Consider the following 17,064-nt stretch of genomic DNA (forward strand, 5'->3'; position numbering starts at 1 on the left):
CAGCAAACTACTAAGCGGTAGCTTTTGCCTTCGGTGAGATCCGGGCAACTTTTCGGCAAGTGTCCGGCTCGCCCGAAACCCGGGGCCCGATCTCCCCCTCTATCAGGACATGAGTCTCACCGGGACCCCGTTCCTCTACACGCTCGTCGTCCTGTGCGTCGTCGCCGTGGTGCTGCCGCTCGCCCTGTGGTCACGGGTGGGCGGACCCAAGGTCGTGCGGGGCGCCGCCCGGGTGTTGATGGTGCTGTTCGCCCAGGGCACGGCCGTCGCGCTGGTCTTCACGATGGTCAACAACTCCAACCAGCTGTACGACAGCTGGGGCGACCTGCTCGGCACCAGCGACCATGTGCACGAGGCCGCCGACCTCGGGGCGAACGGCACCGGCGGGATCGCGCTGGAGAAGCTGCCCAAGGTCCGGCAGACGTTCAAGCCGGGCAAGGGTCCGGGCATGCGGGCGGAGGGCGGCGTCCTCGTCACGCACCTCAAGGGCCGGGTGTCCGGGGTGCACGCCGAGGTCAACGTCTGGCTGCCGCCGCAGTACCACGAGCCCGCCTACCGCAACCACAGGTTCCCGGTCGTCGAGGTGCTGCCGGGTTATCCGGGCTCGTCGAAGGCCTGGTACGGCACCATGGACGCGCCCCAGCAGCTGGCGCCGCTGATGCGCAGCGGGCAGATCGAGCCGTTCATCATCGTCTCGCCGCGCACCACGCTGCTGCCGGGGAAGGACACCGGCTGCGCGAACATACCGGGCAAGGTCAACGCAGACAGCTGGCTCAGCATCGACGTGCCGAAGATGGTCAGGGACAACTTCCGGGCCCAGGCCGCACCGGACGGCTGGGCGGTCGCCGGATACTCGGCGGGCGCGCACTGCGCGGCGAAGCTCGCCGTCGCCCACCCCGACCGCTACCGGGCCGCGGTCAGCATGTCCGGCTACAACGACCCCGCCGCGGTGCCCCAGTCGCTGGCCGGCAAGTCCCCTGCGCTGCGGGCGGCGAACAACCCCTACGAACTGCTGAAGGACGCCCGTGTCCCGCCGCGCGTCGCGCTGTACCTCTCGGGTCAGCCGAACGACGGCTACGAGGCGGCCATGGCCCTCAAGCAGACGGCGAAGGCGCCGACCACCGTGAACGTCGTGTTCGTCCCGGCCGACGCCGGCGGCCACACCATGGCGCTGTGGAAGCCGCAGGTCGTGCCCGCGTTCCGCTGGCTGACGGAGGTGATGGGCGGCGAGCAGCGGGCCCGAACGGCGCCCGGGACTACTCCTCTCGCACCGTCGACCGTCGGTTCCAGGCACGCGGAGCTCGCCAGTGGAACCGCATCGCCAGCAGACGCAGCACGAAGGCCGTGACGGCCGCGAGCGTGCTGGTGAACGGGGTCAGGGCTTCGTAGTGGATGCACAGGACGGTCATCGTGGCGCCGACGATCGCCGGAACCGCGTACAGGTCGCGGTCCCAACGCAGCAGTGACGGCACCTCGTTGGCCAGGACGTCGCGCAGCACACCGCCGCCCACGGCGGTCGCCAGGCCCAGGGCGACGGAGGCGGTGAGGTTGAGGCCGTAGTCGTACGCCTTCGCCGTCCCGGCCACGCAGAACAGGCCGAGGCCCGCCGCGTCGAAGACGTTCACGCCGGTCTGGATGCGCTCGACGTGCGGGTGGAGGAAGAAGACCAGCAGCGCGGCGAGCAGCGGGGTGAGGAAGTACCCCAGGTCCGTGAAGGCGGCCGGGGGCACGGCTCCGATGACCACGTCCCGGAACAGCCCGCCGCCCAGGGCCGTGACCTCGGCGAGGACGGCGATGCCGAAGACGTCGAAGTTCTTGCGGACGGCCAGCAGGGCGCCGGAGATCGCGAAGACGAAGATGCCGATCAGGTCGAGCGTGTGCTGGACGGACGGGCTGAACAGTTGTTGGAGCACCCGTACATTCTTACGCAGCAAAACGCCCCCGCCTTGCAAAACAAGGCGAGGGCGTCAGCAGGGTTACTTGTCGTCGCTCTTGGCGGGCGTCGCGGGCGCGTCGGCCGAGTCGCCAGGCTCGGCAGGCTCGGACGCACTGTCGGCAGGCTCGGCCGCACTGTCAGCAGCCTCGGCCGCGGTGTCGGCCTCGGCGGCCCGCACCTCCGCGGCCACCGCGGCCGACGTCTCCGCCGACTCCGCGAGCACCTCGTCGGCCACCAGCTCCGCCGCCTCCTTGGCCACGGAGAGCAGCACCGTGTCCTGCGGCTGCTGGTCCTCGAAGTTCTCCGGGTGGTGGCACGCCACGCGCTGACCGGGCCGCAGCTCCACCAGCGCCGGCTCCGTCGTCCGGCAGATCTCCGTCGCCTTCCAGCACCGGGTGTGGAAGCGGCAGCCGCTCGGCGGGGCGATGGGCGAGGGCACGTCACCGCGGAGCAGGATGCGCTCGCTCTTGGCTCCCCGGCGCTTGGGGTCCGGCACCGGCACGGCCGACATCAGGGCCTTGGTGTACGGGTGCATCGGCGCCTCGTACAGCGCGGTGCGGTCGGCGAGTTCGACGATCTTGCCGAGGTACATCACCGCGATCCGGTCCGAGACATGCCGTACGACGGACAGGTCGTGCGCGATGATCACGTACGTGAGGCCGAGCTCCTGCTGGAGGTCGTCCATCAGGTTCACGACCTGCGCCTGGATGGAGACGTCGAGGGCGGACACCGGCTCGTCCGCGACGACCAGCTTCGGCTTCAGGGCGAGCGCCCGCGCGATGCCGATGCGCTGGCGCTGACCGCCGGAGAACTCGTGCGGATAGCGGTTGTAGTGCTCGGGGCTCAGACCCACCAGCTCCAGCAGGCGCTGGACCTCCTTCTTCACCCCGCCCTCGGGCTCGACGCCCTGGAGCCGGAAGGGCGCCGAGACGATCGAGCCGATGGTGTGCCGGGGGTTCAGGGAGCCGTACGGGTCCTGGAAGATCATCTGGATGTCCCGCCGCAGCGGGCGCATCCCGGCCGTGTTCAGCCGGGTGATGTCCTTGCCCTCGAAGTGGATCGAGCCACCCGTGGGGTCCTGGAGCCGGGTGATGACCCGGCCCATGGTCGACTTGCCGCAGCCCGACTCGCCGACCACGCCGAGGGTCTCGCCCTTGCGCACCTCGAAGTCGATGCCGTCGACGGCCTTGACCGCGCCGACCTGGCGCTGGAGGACGCCCTTGCGGATCGGGAAGTGCTTCTGCAGACCCTCGACCTTGAGCAGCACCTCGCGCTCCGCGACGGGAGCCGACGTCTGCGCCGGGACGGTCGCGTCCGATTTCTTCGTCTCACTCACAGCTTCGGCGCAATCTCTTCGGTCCAGATCCGCGTGCGGTCCTCCGCCGAGAGGTGGCAGGCGGAGAAGTGTCCGCTGCCGACCGGCTGGAGCTCCGGGCGCACGGTGCGGGTGACATCGCCCTTGGGGACGTCCGCGTACGGGCAGCGGGGATGGAAGGCGCAGCCCGAGGGGACGTTGATGAGGCTCGGCGGCTGGCCCTTGACGGGGATGAGCCGGTCGGAGGTCTCCCGGTCGATGCGCGGCATCGAGCCGAGCAGGCCCCAGGTGTAGGGGTGCTGCGGCCGCTCGAAGACGTCGTCGACGGAGCCGCGCTCCACGCACCGGCCGCCGTACATCACCAGGACGTCGTCGGCGATCTCGGCGACCACACCGAGGTCGTGGGTGATGAGGACGACCGCGGAGCCGAACTCCTTCTGCAGGTCCCGGATGAGGTCGAGGATCTGCGCCTGGACGGTCACGTCGAGGGCGGTCGTCGGCTCGTCCGCGATGAGCAGCTCGGGGTTGTTGACCAGCGCCATCGCGATCATGGCGCGCTGGCGCATACCGCCGGAGAACTCGTGCGGGTAGTTGTCGACCCGCTTGTCGGGCTCGGGGATGCCGACCCGGTCGAGCATCTCGACGGCCCGCTTGCGCGCGGTCTTCTTGTTGACGTCGTGGTGGACCCGGTACGCCTCCACGATCTGGCTGCCGATCGTGTAGTACGGGTGCATCGCGGACAGCGGATCCTGGAAGATCATCGCCATCTCGCGCCCGCGCAGCCGGCGCACCTCGTCCGGGTCGGCGGAGATCAGTTCCTTGCCGCCGAGCCAGATCTCACCGGACATCTTCACGTTCTTGCCGCGCGCGCCGAGCCGGTGCAGGCCCATGATCGCCAGCGAGGTGACGGACTTGCCGGAGCCCGACTCACCCACGATGCAGAGGGTCTTGCCCTTCTCCACCTCGAAGCTGAGTCCGTCGACGGACTTGACCAGGCCGTCGTCGGTGGGGAAGTGCACCTTGAGGTCTCGGACCGCGAGGAAGGCGTCGGGCCCGTTCGAGGGTGAGCTCGTGGGCTCGCCCACGGCGGCACCGGTCTTGGAGAGTTCGGTCACGAGAGCCTCACGCGCGGGTCGGCGGCGGCGTAGAGCAGGTCCACCAGGAGATTTGCAATCACGACGAAGAGGGCGGCCAGCAGGGTGACGCCGAGGATCGGGGGGAGGTCGTTGTCGGTGATGCCCTGTACCGCGTACTGGCCGATGCCGGGCAGCGAGAACACGGTCTCCGTGATCACGGCACCGCCGAGCAGCAGACCCAGGTCCATACCGAAGACGGTGATGATCGGGGTCAGCGCGGCCCGCAGCCCGTGCCGGGCCACGACCTTGCGTTCGCGCAGGCCCTTGGCGCGGGCCGTGCGGATGAAGTCCTCGTTCATCGTCTCCAGCATGCCCGAGCGGGTGAGCCGCGCGTAGATGGCGGAGTACAGCAGAGCGAGCGAACACCAGGCCGGGAAGAGCGTGTTGGCCCACTGGGCCGGATTTTCGGTGAACGGTACATAGGTGCGGCCGAAGATCGGCCACTGGAAGGTGAAGAGCAGCAGCGCCAGGTTGCCCGTGAAGAACATGGGCAGCGAGACACCGGCGAGCGCGACGCCCATGAACGTGCGGTCGAAGAAGCTGCGGGGCTTGAGCGCGGAGATCACGCCGATCAGCACACCGGAGACCAGCCACAGCACGGCCGCGCCGGCCGCCAGCGAGAGGGTCACCGGAAGGCGCGAGGTGAGCTGCGGCCAGACCTCGACGTGGTTCTTGAAGGAGTAGCCGAAGCACGGCGCGTTGCACTGCGCCGTGGTGGGGCCCAGGTCGTAGGAGGCGCCGGCCACGATCCCCTTGATGAAGTGCCAGTACTGGACGTAAATGGGTTGGTCCAGACCGAGGTTCTGCTTGACCGCGGCGATGTCGGCCTTCGTCGGGCTCTTTCCGATGTACTGCTGCGCGAGCTGGTCGGCCGTCTGGCCGGCCATCCGTGGCAGCAGGAAGAAAATCGCGAAGGTGACCGCGGTGACGACCAGCAGCAGGATCACTGCCGCGAGCGTCCGACGGAGGATGTACGAGATCACGGGGACCGGCGCTGGTGCCCGCGGGCCGCGAAGCCCACGGGCACCAATGCCTTCACCTGCCTTCCGGGGCTACTTCTTGGTCGTGCCGATGTTGAGGTAGTCGTACTGACCGCTGAAGGCCGCCGTGGACACCAGGTTGGTGAAGTTGGCGGGGCGGTAGAGCAGGACCTTGAAGTAGGTCAGCGGGACGAGAGCGGCCTGGTCCATCGCACGCTTGTCGATCTCGGCGTACAGGCTGTTGCGCTCCGTGTCGTCCTGCGTCGCGATCGCCTTCTCCAGCATCTCGTTGATCTGCTTGTCGTTGATGTAGGAGAGGTTGGTGTTGCCGGACGTACCGATCGCGTCACCGTGCAGGATCTGCTGGAGGAAGCCGTAGCCGGACGGCCAGTCGGCACCCCACTGCATCATGTGCAGACCGATGTTCTGCTTCTTGTCGAAGGTCGGCACACCCGCGTAGTCGGTGAAGTACTTGCCCGACGGGTACTGCTTCAGGGAGGCGTTGATGCCGGCCTTCTTCAGCGAGGCGATGATCGCGGTGGCCGCGTCGATCTCCTGCGGGCGGTCGCTGCGCGCCGAGATGTTGGTGGTGATCGTCGACTTGCCGCAGGCCTTCAGCTGCTCCTTGGCCTTGGCCACGTCGCCCTTGTTGCCCTCGGTCGCGTAGACGTCCGACTTCTGGTAGCCCGGGATGTCCGGCGGGAGGACCGTGGTGGCGATGTCACCGCGGATCGGGCCGCCCTCGGCGGTCTGCACGGAGACCTTGTCGATGGCGTACTGGACGGCCTTGCGGCACTCGACCTTGTCGAACGGCGCGACCTGGTTGTTGATCGCCATGTAGACCAGGCGGCCACCGAAGGTGTTGTCGGTGTTGGCCTTCAGGTCGGCGCTGTTGACGACCTTCGCCTGGGTCGCGGCCTGGACGCCACCGCCACCGAGGTCGATCGCCGTGCCGGCCTGGACGTCCTGGTCGATCGTCTCGGCGTTGACCTTGAGCTTGACGACGATCTTGTCCGGGTACTGCTTGCGCAGCGGGTCCGTCTTGGCGTCCCAGTTCTCGTTGCGGACGAGGACGGCCTGCTTGCCCTCGTCATAGCTCTGGAACTTGTACGAGCCCGAGGACACGATGCTCTTGACGTAGTCGATGCCCGTGTCCTTGGCCTTGGGCACCGGCGCCGTCTGCGGCGTCGCGACCAGGTAGTCGAACTCCTGGAAGGCGCGGTTGAGCTTGAAGACGATCGTGGTGTCGTCCGGCGTCTCGATGGACTTCAGGCCCTCGTCGCTCTTGTCCTTGTAGGGGCCCTTGTACTTGTCGCCGCCCTCGAGGAACTGCTGGAAGTAGTTCGGGCCGAGGGAGAGCACGTCACGCGCGAAGTTGGAGCGCTCGACGGCGTACTTGACGTCCTTCGAGGTGATCGCGGAGCCGTCCTGGTACTTCAGGCCCGGACGGAGCTTGTACGTCCAGGTCTTGCCGCCGTCGCTCGGCACGCCCTTGCCGGACGCGAGGTCGGGGACGAGCTCGTTGCCCGCCTCGCCCGCGGCGGGCTTGAACGTCATCAGCGGGCGCGCATAGAGCCGGCTGAGGTTGTACATGTACGCGTAGTACGTGTTGCCGGGGTCGAAGGAGTCCGGGACGTCGGAGTACTCGTACGTGACCGTCCCACCCTTCTGGGTGGAGGCGTTGACGACACCCTTGGTCGCTGCGTTGGCCCCAGCCGACTTGTTTCCGTTGTTGTCCGAGTTGTCATCGGCCTTGCTGCAAGCCGAAAGCAGCAAACTCGCACTGCCGACGGCCGCGACCGCGGCCAGCACTGACCTTCGCATGATGGTCTGCTTCCCCTCCATTGTTGGAAATCTTATGGACTCTCGCTGCGGCCGCGGATCAGCGGCTGCGCGGGTCGAGAGCGTCACGGAGACCGTCGCCGAGCAGGTTGAATGCCAGAACGGTCACGAAGATGGCGAGGCCAGGAACGATCATGAACTGCGGATCGACCTGGTAGTAGTCGACCGCCTGGTTGATCATTCCGCCCCAGGAAGCCTGCGGAGGCTGGATACCGACTCCGAGGAAGCTCAGGGACGCCTCGAAGAGGATGTTGGTCGGGATCAGCAGCGTCGAGTAGACGATGATCGGCCCCACGAGGTTCGGCAGCAGCTCCTTGAAGAGGATGTACGGCCCCTTGGCCCCCATCCCCCGCGAGGCGTCGACGAACTCCCGCTCGCGCAGGGCCAGTGTCTGGCCCCGGACGATGCGCCCCAGATAGGGCCAGTTGAAGAAGCCGATGACGAAGATCAGCACGCAGATGTGCAGCGGCAGACCTTCCAGGCCGAAAGCACCGCCCTGGAGCGTGGCCGAGATGGCGATCGCGAACAGCAGGAGGGGGAACGCCAGGAAGGTGTCCATCAGCCTGCTGATAACGGTGTCAACGCGTCCGCCGTAGTAGCCGGCCACGACGCCGAGGACGGCTCCGATCGTGTTGGACAGGAGCGTGGCACCGAAGGCGACGACCAGCGAGACCCAGGAGCCCTCCAGGATGCGGGTGGCGATGTCCCGGCCGAACTTCGGCTCCACACCGAGCGGGTGGTCCCAGCTCATACCGCCGAAGTCACCCTTGGGCAGCGAGGTGTTGGGGTCGATCAGATCCTGGTTCAGGGCGTTGGGGTCCAGGCCGAACAGCGCCTGGATGGGCCGGGAGAGGATCGCGAGCAGGATCAGCAGGATCACGATGATCCCGCCGGCGACCGCCACCTTGTCCTTTTTGAAACGGGACCAGGCGATCTGTCCCAGCGAACGCCCCTCGATCTGGCTTTTCTTGACCCCGGAGAGCACGGCCTCGGGCTGTGCTCCAGCCTCCGCTCCCGTTGTCTCGATCGGTGCGGTCACGGTGAGATTGACCCCTCTCGGCCGGCGGTTGCCGACCCCCTCGCTGCCCGCTGTAGCGGTTGCTGTTTCTCGTACACAGGACCGACCGGCCCGTGTCTTGCGGGGAGTCTTCAACGCTCAGGCGATCTGTTGCCAGAGTTGACGGGGAAAGGATGCGCAACCGTGATGCTGTCTGGAGGGTTCCGTTATCCGAACAACGGGTAACGACCGGCGGACGCGAGCCAGTTGGGGCGTATGAGGGCGGACCGGTACCTTCCGTTCGCATCTACGCGCGGAGATTTACCTCTGAAACCGCAGTCAACCACCGCCCGCGCCTACGAAGTCGGGCTGCCGACTGAACGGTAGGTCAGCGGGCCGAATGATCAGTAACGGCCCTGTGCCGGTGGGTAACCGTAGCCGCCCGCGGGAGCCTGAGCGGGTGCGGCGTGCGCCTCGCGGTCGTAGAACGGCCGGGCGCTCGCGCGCATCCACATGGCGATCGGATCGTCCTCGTCGCTCATCGCCACGGTCGACACCGGCAGCCCGTCGGGGACCGCGCCGATCGACTGAAGCATCATCGAGCGCACCGAGTCCACCGCGGACGGGCTGGTGTCGTACACATCAAGACCGATGGCGAGATACGGCGCTCCGAGCGCGGGCTGCACCCAGGCGCGGCGCAGCGAGCGGACCGCCTGGGTGCGGTGGGCGTTCTGCGCGAGCAGGGCGTAGAACTGCGGGATCTCGATGCCGGGCTCCGACAGCCGCAGCGGTCCTGCGGGCTGGCGGTCCAGGCCGGTGGCGATGCGCCGCAGGTCGAGCCAGGGGATGCCGACGCCGCCGCCCGGGGCGTGCGGGTTCAGCCAGAGGCCGTAGTGGTCCGGGTACAGGGTGCGGGCCACATCGATGCCGTCGACCACTTCGTAGCTGCGGTTCCAGCCGCTCGCCGACAGCTCCTGGGCGGAGGTGACGCACGGGGCGTAGCCGTACCCGTCCACCTCCATGTTTCCGTACTGGGCGTCCGGGGACCCGGCCTGGCCGTGCCACAGCAGCATCCAGACCTGGCCGGAGGAAGGGGTGGCGAGGGCCCGCAGGAGGGCCTCGTAGGCGTCGTAGCGCCCGGGCGTCACCTGGCGCAGCATGTGCTCGACCTGTCCGGTCGAGGTTGTGCCGCTCGCGCTCACGATTTACCGCCCCTTCGGGAAACATGGCTTTGAGCCCAGCTTAGGCGCTCCCCCGGGAGAGCCGTGGAGAGCTCGGGACTTGAGGTGTTCTTCCGCCTGCGGGCCGGTGGGGGCTGGTCGCGCAGTTCCTCGCGCCCCCAGGTTCTCAGAGTTCCCGCGTGTAGAAGGGCCGTACCTTTGCTCTCATCCACTCGATCACCGGGTCCTGGGCCACGTCCAGGAGGACCAGGTTGACCTGCCAGGGGACCGGGGCGCGGCCCAGGGCCTGGGCGAGGGCGGTCGTGGGGGCGGCGCGCAGGTCGCCCTCCCAGTGGGTGAGTTCGACGCCTATGAACATCACGGGGGCGGCCGTCTCGATCGCCGCCAGGCAGCGGCGTGCCGTCGCGACCACGCCCGTCGCGGCGAACTCGGCCGACGCCGCGGCGAGGAAGTCGACCGGGTCCTCCTGCCAGTCCGGCTCGTAGAGCCTGACCCGGCCGCCGGAGCCGGGGCCGTCCAGCGGGGTGCGGCCCACCCGGCACAGCTCGGCGACGGCCGCCGGGGGCAGCGGGACGCCGACCACGCCGTCCGGGTTCAGGGCGATGCCCACGTGCGGCGGCAGACCGCGCGCGAACTCCACGGCCGGGGCGACCGTGAACGCCATGTGGGAGCAGACGACCTGACGGAACTGCTCCTCGGAGCTGAACACCGGGACGTACCCCTGGCCCTCGATCTCCACCGTGGGCAGGTCCAGTGGGCCGCTGTGCGGGCCGCCGCCGTTGGGCAGGGGCACCCAGACGAAGCTGCGGCCCAGCACCTCGACGATGCGGGCGCCCGCCGAGGGCATGCCGAGGGAGGCGGAGAGCACCTCCTCCAGTTCATTGCCGGGCCAGCCTCCGTGCGGGTGGAGGTGGGCCCGGGCCGAGAAGTCCGCGGGGAGATCCGCTGGGAAGTCCATCTGTCTGACCGCCTGCTGTGAACCACGTCTGTGGCTCAAAAGGCTAGCCGGTGTCCGCCCCCGTCAGGTCTGCGGGAGGTCAGCCCGCGAATCCGATCCGGCGCAGTACGTCCGCCGCGTCCCGGTCGATCAGCACCGCCGAACCGCAGCCCTGCGGCAGATCGCCCTTCGCCGCCGAGCGCAGCAGCCTGGAGGCCGCTCTGCGGTGCCGCAGGAAGGCGTACCGCGAGACGCCCCGGCCGCGCTCGCGCTGGCCCTCCAGGGCGGTGCCCGGCGTCACGTCGAGCAGCAGCAGATGCAGGGTGCCGCCCCGGCGGCGGGCCTCGCGGGCCAGCCAGCCGCGCACCCAGGCCTGGGTGCCGCAGTCGTGCACGACGACGCCCTCGCCGCTGCGCACCGCGCGCCGCAGCCCGGCGTAGTGCGCGAGGCGGACCAGGGGGCGGTAGACGGCGTAGGGGAGGAAGCCGGGCATCCGGGCGTCCCAGCGGTCCCGGGTGTCCTGGGAGTCGATACGCAGGCCCTTCACCGTCCGCTGCATCAGCGTCGACTTGCCGCTGCCGGGCAGACCGGTGATCACGACGAGGTCCTTGGGGCCGAAGAGCAGCGCGTGCGGGCTGTGGCCGGAGCGTTCGCGCAGATCGCGGACCACGGGCGCGGGGCACACGACGTGCGCTTCGACACCGGGTGCCGCGGGCTGCTTGGGCAGCGCGATGCCCGTGGTCGTGGCGTACGCCGTGGTGCGGTTCACCGTCATCGTCCTCCTCCGGGGTCCAGGAGTCCCCATCCCCACTGAGCGTAAAGAGAAGGTAATAGAGGATCTCCTCCTTTTCGTTCGCTTCCTGCCACAAGCCGGTTACAGAGATGGCCTGCCCCCGACGGGGTCCGGCATGCAATGATGGCGGCGCCAACTGCATACCGGCCGTTTGAATCCGCGCGGGAGAGTCCCCAGCAGCAGTGCATCGCTGGGGCGCCGAAGGAGCAAGTCCCTCCCTTGAATCTCTCAGGCCCCGTTACCGCGCGGGCGAGGCACATCTGAAAAGCGGGTCGCTGCGTGTAGCGGCCCCACCCAAGGTGCAAGCCGTGATCACCGTCTTCGGGATCATGGCGAACCTCTCAGGTTCCGATGACAGATGGGGAGGAACGACCTCGCCTGTCATGCCTTGGGAGACAAACGTCCGATGAGCAGCACCGCCCCCTCTGAGAAGCGCCGTACCGCGCTCGATGCCCTGCATCGCTCGCTCGGCGCGACGATGACCGACTTCGCCGGCTGGGACATGCCCCTGCGCTACGCCTCCGAGCGCGACGAGCACAACGCCGTACGCACCAAGGCCGGCCTGTTCGACCTCTCGCACATGGGCGAGATCACCGTGACCGGCGCGGACGCGGCCGCTCTGCTGAACCACGCCCTCGTCGGCAACATCGCCTCCGTCGGCGTCGGCCGCGCCCGCTACACCATGATCTGCCAGGCCGACGGCGGCATCCTCGACGACCTGATCGTCTACCGCCTCGCCGAGACCGAGTACATGGTCGTCGCCAACGCCTCCAACGCCCAGGTCGTGCTCGACGCCCTGGTGGAACGATCCGCCGGCTTCGACGCCGAGGTCCGCGACGACCGCGACGCCTACGCGCTGCTGGCCGTCCAGGGCCCCGAGTCCCCCGGCATCCTGAAGTCCCTGACCGACGCCGACCTCGACGGCCTGAAGTACTACGCCGGTCTGCCCGGCACCGTCGCCGGCGTGCCCGCGCTCATCGCCCGCACGGGCTACACCGGCGAGGACGGCTTCGAGCTGTTCGTGAAGCCGGAGCACGCCGTGGAGCTGTGGCAGGCGCTCACCAAGGCCGGTGAGGGCGTCGGGCTGGTCCCCTGCGGGCTGTCCTGCCGGGACACGCTGCGCCTGGAGGCCGGCATGCCCCTGTACGGCCACGAGCTGACCACCTCCCTCACCCCCTTCGACGCCGGGCTCGGCCGGGTGGTGAAGTTCGAGAAGGAGGGCGACTTCGTCGGGCGCGAGGCGCTGGCCGAGGCCGCCGAGCGCGCCTCGCAGAACCCGCCGCGCGTGCTGGTCGGCCTGATCGCCGAGGGGCGTCGCGTCCCGCGCGCCGGGTACCCGGTCGTCGCCGGCGGCGAGGTCATCGGCGAGGTCACCTCCGGTGCACCCTCCCCCACCCTGGGCAAGCCCGTCGCCATGGCGTACGTCGACGCGGCGCACGCGGCGCCGGGCACCGCCGGGGTCGGCGTGGACATCCGCGGCAGCCACGAGCCCTACGAGGTCGTGGCGCTGCCGTTCTACAAGCGCCAGAAGTAGCCCCCGAGCGGCACGAGCGGCGTCACAAGAAGAGACTGACAGCGGTGCGCGCGTGACCCTGCGCACATTTCCGCTGATCACGCACGTATCCAGCCGTCCCCCATTCACCACCACTCCCGCGCGTACAGGAGAATTCAGGCCATGAGCAACCCCCAGCAGCTGCGCTACAGCAAGGAGCACGAGTGGCTGTCGACCGCCGAGGACGGCGTCTCGACGGTCGGCATCACCGAGTTCGCGGCCAACGCGCTCGGCGATGTCGTCTACGCCCAGCTCCCCGAGGTCGGCTCGACCGTGACCGCGGGTGACACCTGCGGCGAGCTGGAGTCGACCAAGTCCGTCTCCGACCTGTACTCCCCCGTCACCGGCGAGGTCACCGAGATCAACGAGGACGTGGTGAACGACCCGGCGCTCGTGAACTCCGCCCCCTTCGAGGGCGGCTGGCTGTTCAAGGTACGCATCACGGAGGAGCCGGCCGACCTGCTCTCCGCCGACGAGTACGTCGCCCACACCGCCGGCTGAGGAGCCCTACCCCCTTATGTCTGACACATCTGACAAGTCCCTTCTGAACGCCCCGCTGCATGAGCTGGATCCGGCGATCGCGGCGGCGCTGGATGCCGAGCTGGAGCGTCAGCAGTCGACGCTGGAGATGATCGCGTCGGAGAACTTCGCTCCGGTCGCGGTCATGGAGGCGCAGGGCTCGGTCGCCACGAACAAGTACGCCGAGGGCTATCCGGGGCGGCGTTACTACGGCGGCTGTGAGCACGTCGATGTCGCCGAGCAGATCGCGATCGACCGGGTCAAGGAGCTGTTCGGCGCCGAGTACGCCAATGTGCAGCCGCACTCGGGTGCCTCCGCCAACCAGGCGGCGCTGTTCGCGATCGCCCAGCCCGGCGACACGATCCTGGGCCTGGACCTGGCGCACGGCGGCCACCTGACCCACGGCATGCGGCTGAACTTCTCCGGCAAGCAGTTCAACGTGGTCGCCTACCACGTGGAGACCGACACCGGCCTGGTCGACATGGCGGAGGTGGAGCGCCTGGCCAAGGAGCACCGGCCGAAGGTGATCATCGCCGGCTGGTCGGCGTACCCGCGGCAGCTGGACTTCGCGGCGTTCCGGCGGATCGCCGACGAGGTCGGCGCCTACCTGTGGGTCGACATGGCGCACTTCGCCGGGCTGGTCGCCGCGGGTCTGCATCCCAACCCGGTCCCGCACGCCGACGTGGTCACCTCCACCACCCACAAGACCCTCGGCGGCCCGCGCGGCGGGATCATCCTGGCCCGCAGCAAGGAGTTCGCGAAGAAGCTGAACTCCTCGGTGTTCCCCGGCTTCCAGGGCGGCCCGCTGGAGCATGTGATCGCCGCGAAGGCGGTGTCCTTCAAGGTGGCCGCCTCCCAGGAGTTCAAGGAGCGCCAGCGCCGCACGATCGAGGGTGCCCGCATCCTGGCCGGCCGGCTGACCGCGCCGGACGCCCGCGAGGCGGGTGTGAACGTGCTGTCCGGCGGCACCGACGTGCATCTGATCCTGGTCGACCTGCGCGCCTCCGAGCTGGACGGGCAGCAGGCCGAGGACCGTCTCCACGAGGTCGGCATCACCGTCAACCGCAACGCCGTGCCCGACGACCCGCGCCCGCCGATGGTCACCTCCGGCCTGCGGATCGGCACCCCGGCGCTGGCCACCCGCGGCTTCACCGCGGAGGACTTCACCGAGGTCGCCGACGTGATCGCCGAGACCCTGAAGCCGTCCTACGACGTCGACGCACTCAAGGCCCGGGTCAAGGCACTGGCCGAAAAGCACCCGCTCTATCCCGTTCTGAACAAGTAGTTCCTTTCCGTGGGGTGTCCCGCACACTGGTCAGTGAGCGGGCGGGGCACCCCGCGGAAGCCTTCTGCACCACCCCGTATTGAGGAGTCCCCGTGGCCATCTCGGTCTTCGACCTGTTCTCGATCGGCATCGGCCCGTCCAGCTCCCACACGGTCGGCCCGATGCGCGCGGCACGCATGTTCGCCCGCCGCCTGCACAACGAGGGCGTCCTGCCCTCCGTCGCCTCCATACGCTCCGAGCTCTACGGATCGCTCGGCGCCACCGGACACGGCCACGGCACCCCCAAGGCGGTGCTGCTCGGCCTGGCGGGCGACTCGCCCCGCACGGTCGATGTGGAGACCGCCGACGAGCGGGTCGAGAACATCAAGTCGACGGGCCGCCTGAGGCTCCTCGACGAGCACGAGATCCCCTTCGACTTCGACAAGGATCTCGTGCTGCACCGCCGCAAGGCGCTGCCCTACCACGCGAACGGCATGACCCTGTGGGCGTTCGACGCCTCGGGCGAGGAACTGCTGTCCAAGACGTACTACTCCGTGGGCGGCGGCTTCGTCGTCGACGAGGACGCGGTCGGCGCGGACCGGATCAAGCTCGACGACACGGTCCTGAAGTACCCCTTCCGCACGGGCGACGAGCTGCTGCGCCTGACGCGCGAGACGGGTCTGTCGATCTCGTCGCTGATGCTGGAGAACGAGCGGGCCTGGCGCACCGAGGAGGAGATCCGCGAGGGCCTGCTGGAGATCTGGCGGGTGATGCGCGCGTGCGTGTCGCGCGGCATGGCACGTGAGGGCATCCTGCCGGGCGGTCTGAAGGTCCGCCGCCGGGCCGCGAACACCGCCCGCAAGCTGCGCTCCGAGGGCGACCCGAAGGCGCTCGCCATGGAGTGGATCACGCTCTACGCGATGGCCGTGAACGAGGAGAACGCCGCCGGCGGCCGTGTCGTGACGGCCCCGACGAACGGCGCGGCGGGCATCATCCCGGCGGTCCTGCACTACTACATCAACTTCGTGCCCGGCGCCGACGAGGACGGCGTGGTCCGCTTCCTGCTCGCCGCGGGCGCGATCGGCATGCTCTTCAAGGAGAACGCCTCCATCTCCGGCGCCGAGGTCGGCTGCCAGGGCGAGGTCGGCTCCGCCTGCTCCATGGCGGCCGGCGCGCTGGCCGAGGTCCTCGGCTGCTCCCCGGAGCAGGTCGAGAATGCCGCCGAGATCGGCATGGAACACAATCTCGGCCTCACCTGCGACCCGGTCGGCGGTCTCGTCCAGATCCCCTGCATCGAGCGCAACGGCATGGCCGCGGTGAAGGCGGTCACTGCGGCGCGGATGGCCATGCGGGGGGACGGCTCGCACAAGGTGTCCCTGGACAAGGTCATCAAGACGATGAAGGACACCGGGGCGGACATGTCGGTGAAGTACAAGGAGACGGCGCGGGGCGGGCTCGCGGTCAACATCATCGAGTGCTGAGGGAACGGGCCCTCAGACCGGCGGCCGGCGTGCCGTCCGTGGTGTCGCGACGGCCGTCACGATCAGGTTGTCGCGCGCCTGCCAGCGGCCGTGGAATCCGCTGACGGGGCCGGGCACGAGCAGGTCGGCGGCGAACGTTCCGTCGACTTCCAGGGTGATCGCCGCCTCGTGGAAGCCCAGCCGGCGGCGGGCGAGCGGGAACCACGCCTTGTAGACGGATTCCTTGGCGCTGAACAGCAGGCGGTCCCGGTTCGGGCCCTCCCCGCCCGCCAGTTGTGCTCGTTCCCGCGGCAGGCTGATGTGTTCGAGCACCCCTTCGGGCAGCGGCTCGTCCGGCTCGGCGTCGATGCCGATGCTCGCGAACCGGGCCGTACGGCCGATCGCCGCCGCGCGGAATCCTGCGCAGTGGGTGAGGCTGCCGACGACCCCCTCGGGCCACAGCGGTTCCCGCCGGTCGCCGGTGAGGATCGGTGCGGCGGGGACGCCGAGCCGGGCCAGGGCGCGCCGGGCGCAGACCCTGGCCGCGGTGAACTCCGCCCTGCGCTTGGGCCCGGCCGTCCTGATCAGGGCCCGCTCCTCGGGGAAGAGGTCCGCTTCGGGCGCGTCGACACGCGATGCCGCCGCGACCACCTCGCGGGGCAGGATCGCCGCGATCACGCCGTCGGCCCCGTCCTCACTCACCCCCGCTCGTCCCTGTGCCGGTCTCGATGAGCCGCCCGAACGGGAGGGTGTCGAAGATGTCCGCCATCCGTACGGCACGGCCCGCCCGCAGGGTCCAGGAGTGGACGAAGTCGAGCGTCTCGGTGTCCCCGCTCAGCGAGGTCACCTCCCGTTCGCCGAACACCACCACCCGGTCCCCCGAGCACACGAACTCCTGGGGGCGCAGCCGCATCCCGCCGATCACGGCGGGTACCCGGGCCAGGAACTCGCGTACTCCCGCGTGCCCGACCTTGGTGCCGCCCAGGCCGTACCGGTCCATGCCCTCGGGGTGCACCCATGCGACGTCCGGGTCCAGGGTGGCCAGCAGGGCGTCCACGTCGCGGGCGTGGAAGGCCCGGTAGGCGGCATGTACGACGTCGATGTTTCCCATGGTCTCCTCGTTTCCCATGGTCTCCTCGTTTTCCATGGCCT

At 69.2% G+C, this 17,064-nt stretch carries 16 protein-coding genes and 2 riboswitches; of the genes, 5 read left to right on the forward strand and 11 right to left on the reverse strand.

Going from position 1 to position 17,064, the window contains the following annotated elements; translation table 11 throughout:
* Nucleotides 1-109: 109 nt before the first annotated feature.
* Entirely contained in the window at nt 110-1,348 is a 1,239-nt protein-coding gene (locus tag ACFPQ9_RS21040) for an alpha/beta hydrolase (protein ID WP_380855090.1), read from the forward strand.
* Here the strand turns inward: ACFPQ9_RS21040 and ACFPQ9_RS21045 are convergent.
* The 9 genes from ACFPQ9_RS21045 to ACFPQ9_RS21085 form a co-directional block, all read right to left on the reverse strand.
* A complete protein-coding gene (locus ACFPQ9_RS21045; RefSeq protein ID WP_380855093.1) occupies nt 1,257-1,913 on the reverse strand; it encodes a trimeric intracellular cation channel family protein in 657 nt (218 codons plus the stop codon). The genes ACFPQ9_RS21040 and ACFPQ9_RS21045 overlap by 92 nt on opposite strands.
* Nucleotides 1,914-1,976: 63 nt before the next feature.
* Nucleotides 1,977-3,272: an ABC transporter ATP-binding protein gene (locus tag ACFPQ9_RS21050; protein ID WP_380855096.1), complete on the reverse strand. Its 1,296-nt coding sequence runs from the start codon at nt 3,270-3,272 to the stop codon at nt 1,977-1,979.
* On the reverse strand, nt 3,269-4,366 hold the full coding sequence (locus tag ACFPQ9_RS21055; protein WP_380855099.1) for an ABC transporter ATP-binding protein: 1,098 nt from the start codon (nt 4,364-4,366) through the stop codon (nt 3,269-3,271). The genes ACFPQ9_RS21050 and ACFPQ9_RS21055 overlap by 4 nt, the downstream gene beginning before the upstream one ends.
* Entirely contained in the window at nt 4,363-5,370 is a 1,008-nt protein-coding gene (locus ACFPQ9_RS21060) for an ABC transporter permease (protein WP_380855102.1), read from the reverse strand. Before ACFPQ9_RS21060 ends, ACFPQ9_RS21055 begins: the two co-directional genes overlap by 4 nt.
* A gap of 69 nt (nt 5,371-5,439) precedes the next feature.
* Nucleotides 5,440-7,191 (reverse strand): ABC transporter substrate-binding protein, encoded by a 1,752-nt coding sequence (locus tag ACFPQ9_RS21065; protein ID WP_465269578.1) that lies wholly within the window; start codon nt 7,189-7,191, stop codon nt 5,440-5,442.
* Between the two features lie 58 nt (nt 7,192-7,249).
* Nucleotides 7,250-8,248 carry an ABC transporter permease gene (locus ACFPQ9_RS21070; protein WP_380855108.1) on the reverse strand — a complete coding sequence of 333 codons (999 nt, stop codon included), beginning with the start codon at nt 8,246-8,248 and terminating at the stop codon, nt 7,250-7,252.
* Nucleotides 8,249-8,610: 362 nt separating this feature from the next.
* Nucleotides 8,611-9,408, reverse strand: a complete 798-nt coding sequence (locus ACFPQ9_RS21075) for an enhanced serine sensitivity protein SseB C-terminal domain-containing protein (RefSeq protein WP_380855111.1) — start codon at nt 9,406-9,408, stop codon at nt 8,611-8,613.
* A 145-nt stretch (nt 9,409-9,553) separates the two neighbouring features.
* Complete coding sequence (locus ACFPQ9_RS21080; RefSeq protein ID WP_380855114.1) at nt 9,554-10,345, reverse strand: enhanced serine sensitivity protein SseB; 792 nt, start codon at nt 10,343-10,345, stop codon at nt 9,554-9,556.
* A gap of 79 nt (nt 10,346-10,424) precedes the next feature.
* Nucleotides 10,425-11,099: an AAA family ATPase gene (locus ACFPQ9_RS21085; protein WP_380855117.1), complete on the reverse strand. Its 675-nt coding sequence runs from the start codon at nt 11,097-11,099 to the stop codon at nt 10,425-10,427.
* Nucleotides 11,100-11,269: 170 nt separating this feature from the next.
* A riboswitch (glycine riboswitch) is annotated at nt 11,270-11,371 on the forward strand.
* Nucleotides 11,372-11,485: riboswitch (glycine riboswitch) on the forward strand.
* A 38-nt stretch (nt 11,486-11,523) separates the two neighbouring features.
* Between ACFPQ9_RS21085 and gcvT the strand changes: the two genes are divergently transcribed.
* The 4 genes from gcvT (at nt 11,524) to ACFPQ9_RS21105 (ending at nt 15,933) form a co-directional block, all read left to right on the forward strand.
* Complete coding sequence (gene gcvT / locus ACFPQ9_RS21090) at nt 11,524-12,651, forward strand: glycine cleavage system aminomethyltransferase GcvT (protein WP_380855120.1); 1,128 nt, start codon at nt 11,524-11,526, stop codon at nt 12,649-12,651.
* 141 nt (nt 12,652-12,792) lie between these two features.
* Nucleotides 12,793-13,170 carry a glycine cleavage system protein GcvH gene (gcvH, locus tag ACFPQ9_RS21095; protein WP_107902594.1) on the forward strand — a complete coding sequence of 126 codons (378 nt, stop codon included), beginning with the start codon at nt 12,793-12,795 and terminating at the stop codon, nt 13,168-13,170.
* 16 nt (nt 13,171-13,186) lie between these two features.
* A complete protein-coding gene (glyA, locus tag ACFPQ9_RS21100) occupies nt 13,187-14,473 on the forward strand; it encodes a serine hydroxymethyltransferase (protein ID WP_380855123.1) in 1,287 nt (428 codons plus the stop codon).
* A 92-nt stretch (nt 14,474-14,565) separates the two neighbouring features.
* On the forward strand, nt 14,566-15,933 hold the full coding sequence (locus ACFPQ9_RS21105; RefSeq protein WP_380855126.1) for an L-serine ammonia-lyase: 1,368 nt from the start codon (nt 14,566-14,568) through the stop codon (nt 15,931-15,933).
* Between the two features lie 12 nt (nt 15,934-15,945).
* Here the strand turns inward: ACFPQ9_RS21105 and ACFPQ9_RS21110 are convergent, their stop codons facing one another.
* Complete coding sequence (locus ACFPQ9_RS21110) at nt 15,946-16,590, reverse strand: 4'-phosphopantetheinyl transferase family protein (protein WP_380855323.1); 645 nt, start codon at nt 16,588-16,590, stop codon at nt 15,946-15,948.
* 16 nt (nt 16,591-16,606) lie between these two features.
* Nucleotides 16,607-17,059 (reverse strand): nuclear transport factor 2 family protein, encoded by a 453-nt coding sequence (locus tag ACFPQ9_RS21115; protein WP_380855129.1) that lies wholly within the window; start codon nt 17,057-17,059, stop codon nt 16,607-16,609.
* Nucleotides 17,060-17,064: the final 5 nt, after the last annotated feature.

The sequence above is a fragment of the Streptomyces coerulescens genome (assembly GCF_042657965.1).
GTDB classification, from domain to species: domain Bacteria; phylum Actinomycetota; class Actinomycetes; order Streptomycetales; family Streptomycetaceae; genus Streptomyces; species Streptomyces coerulescens.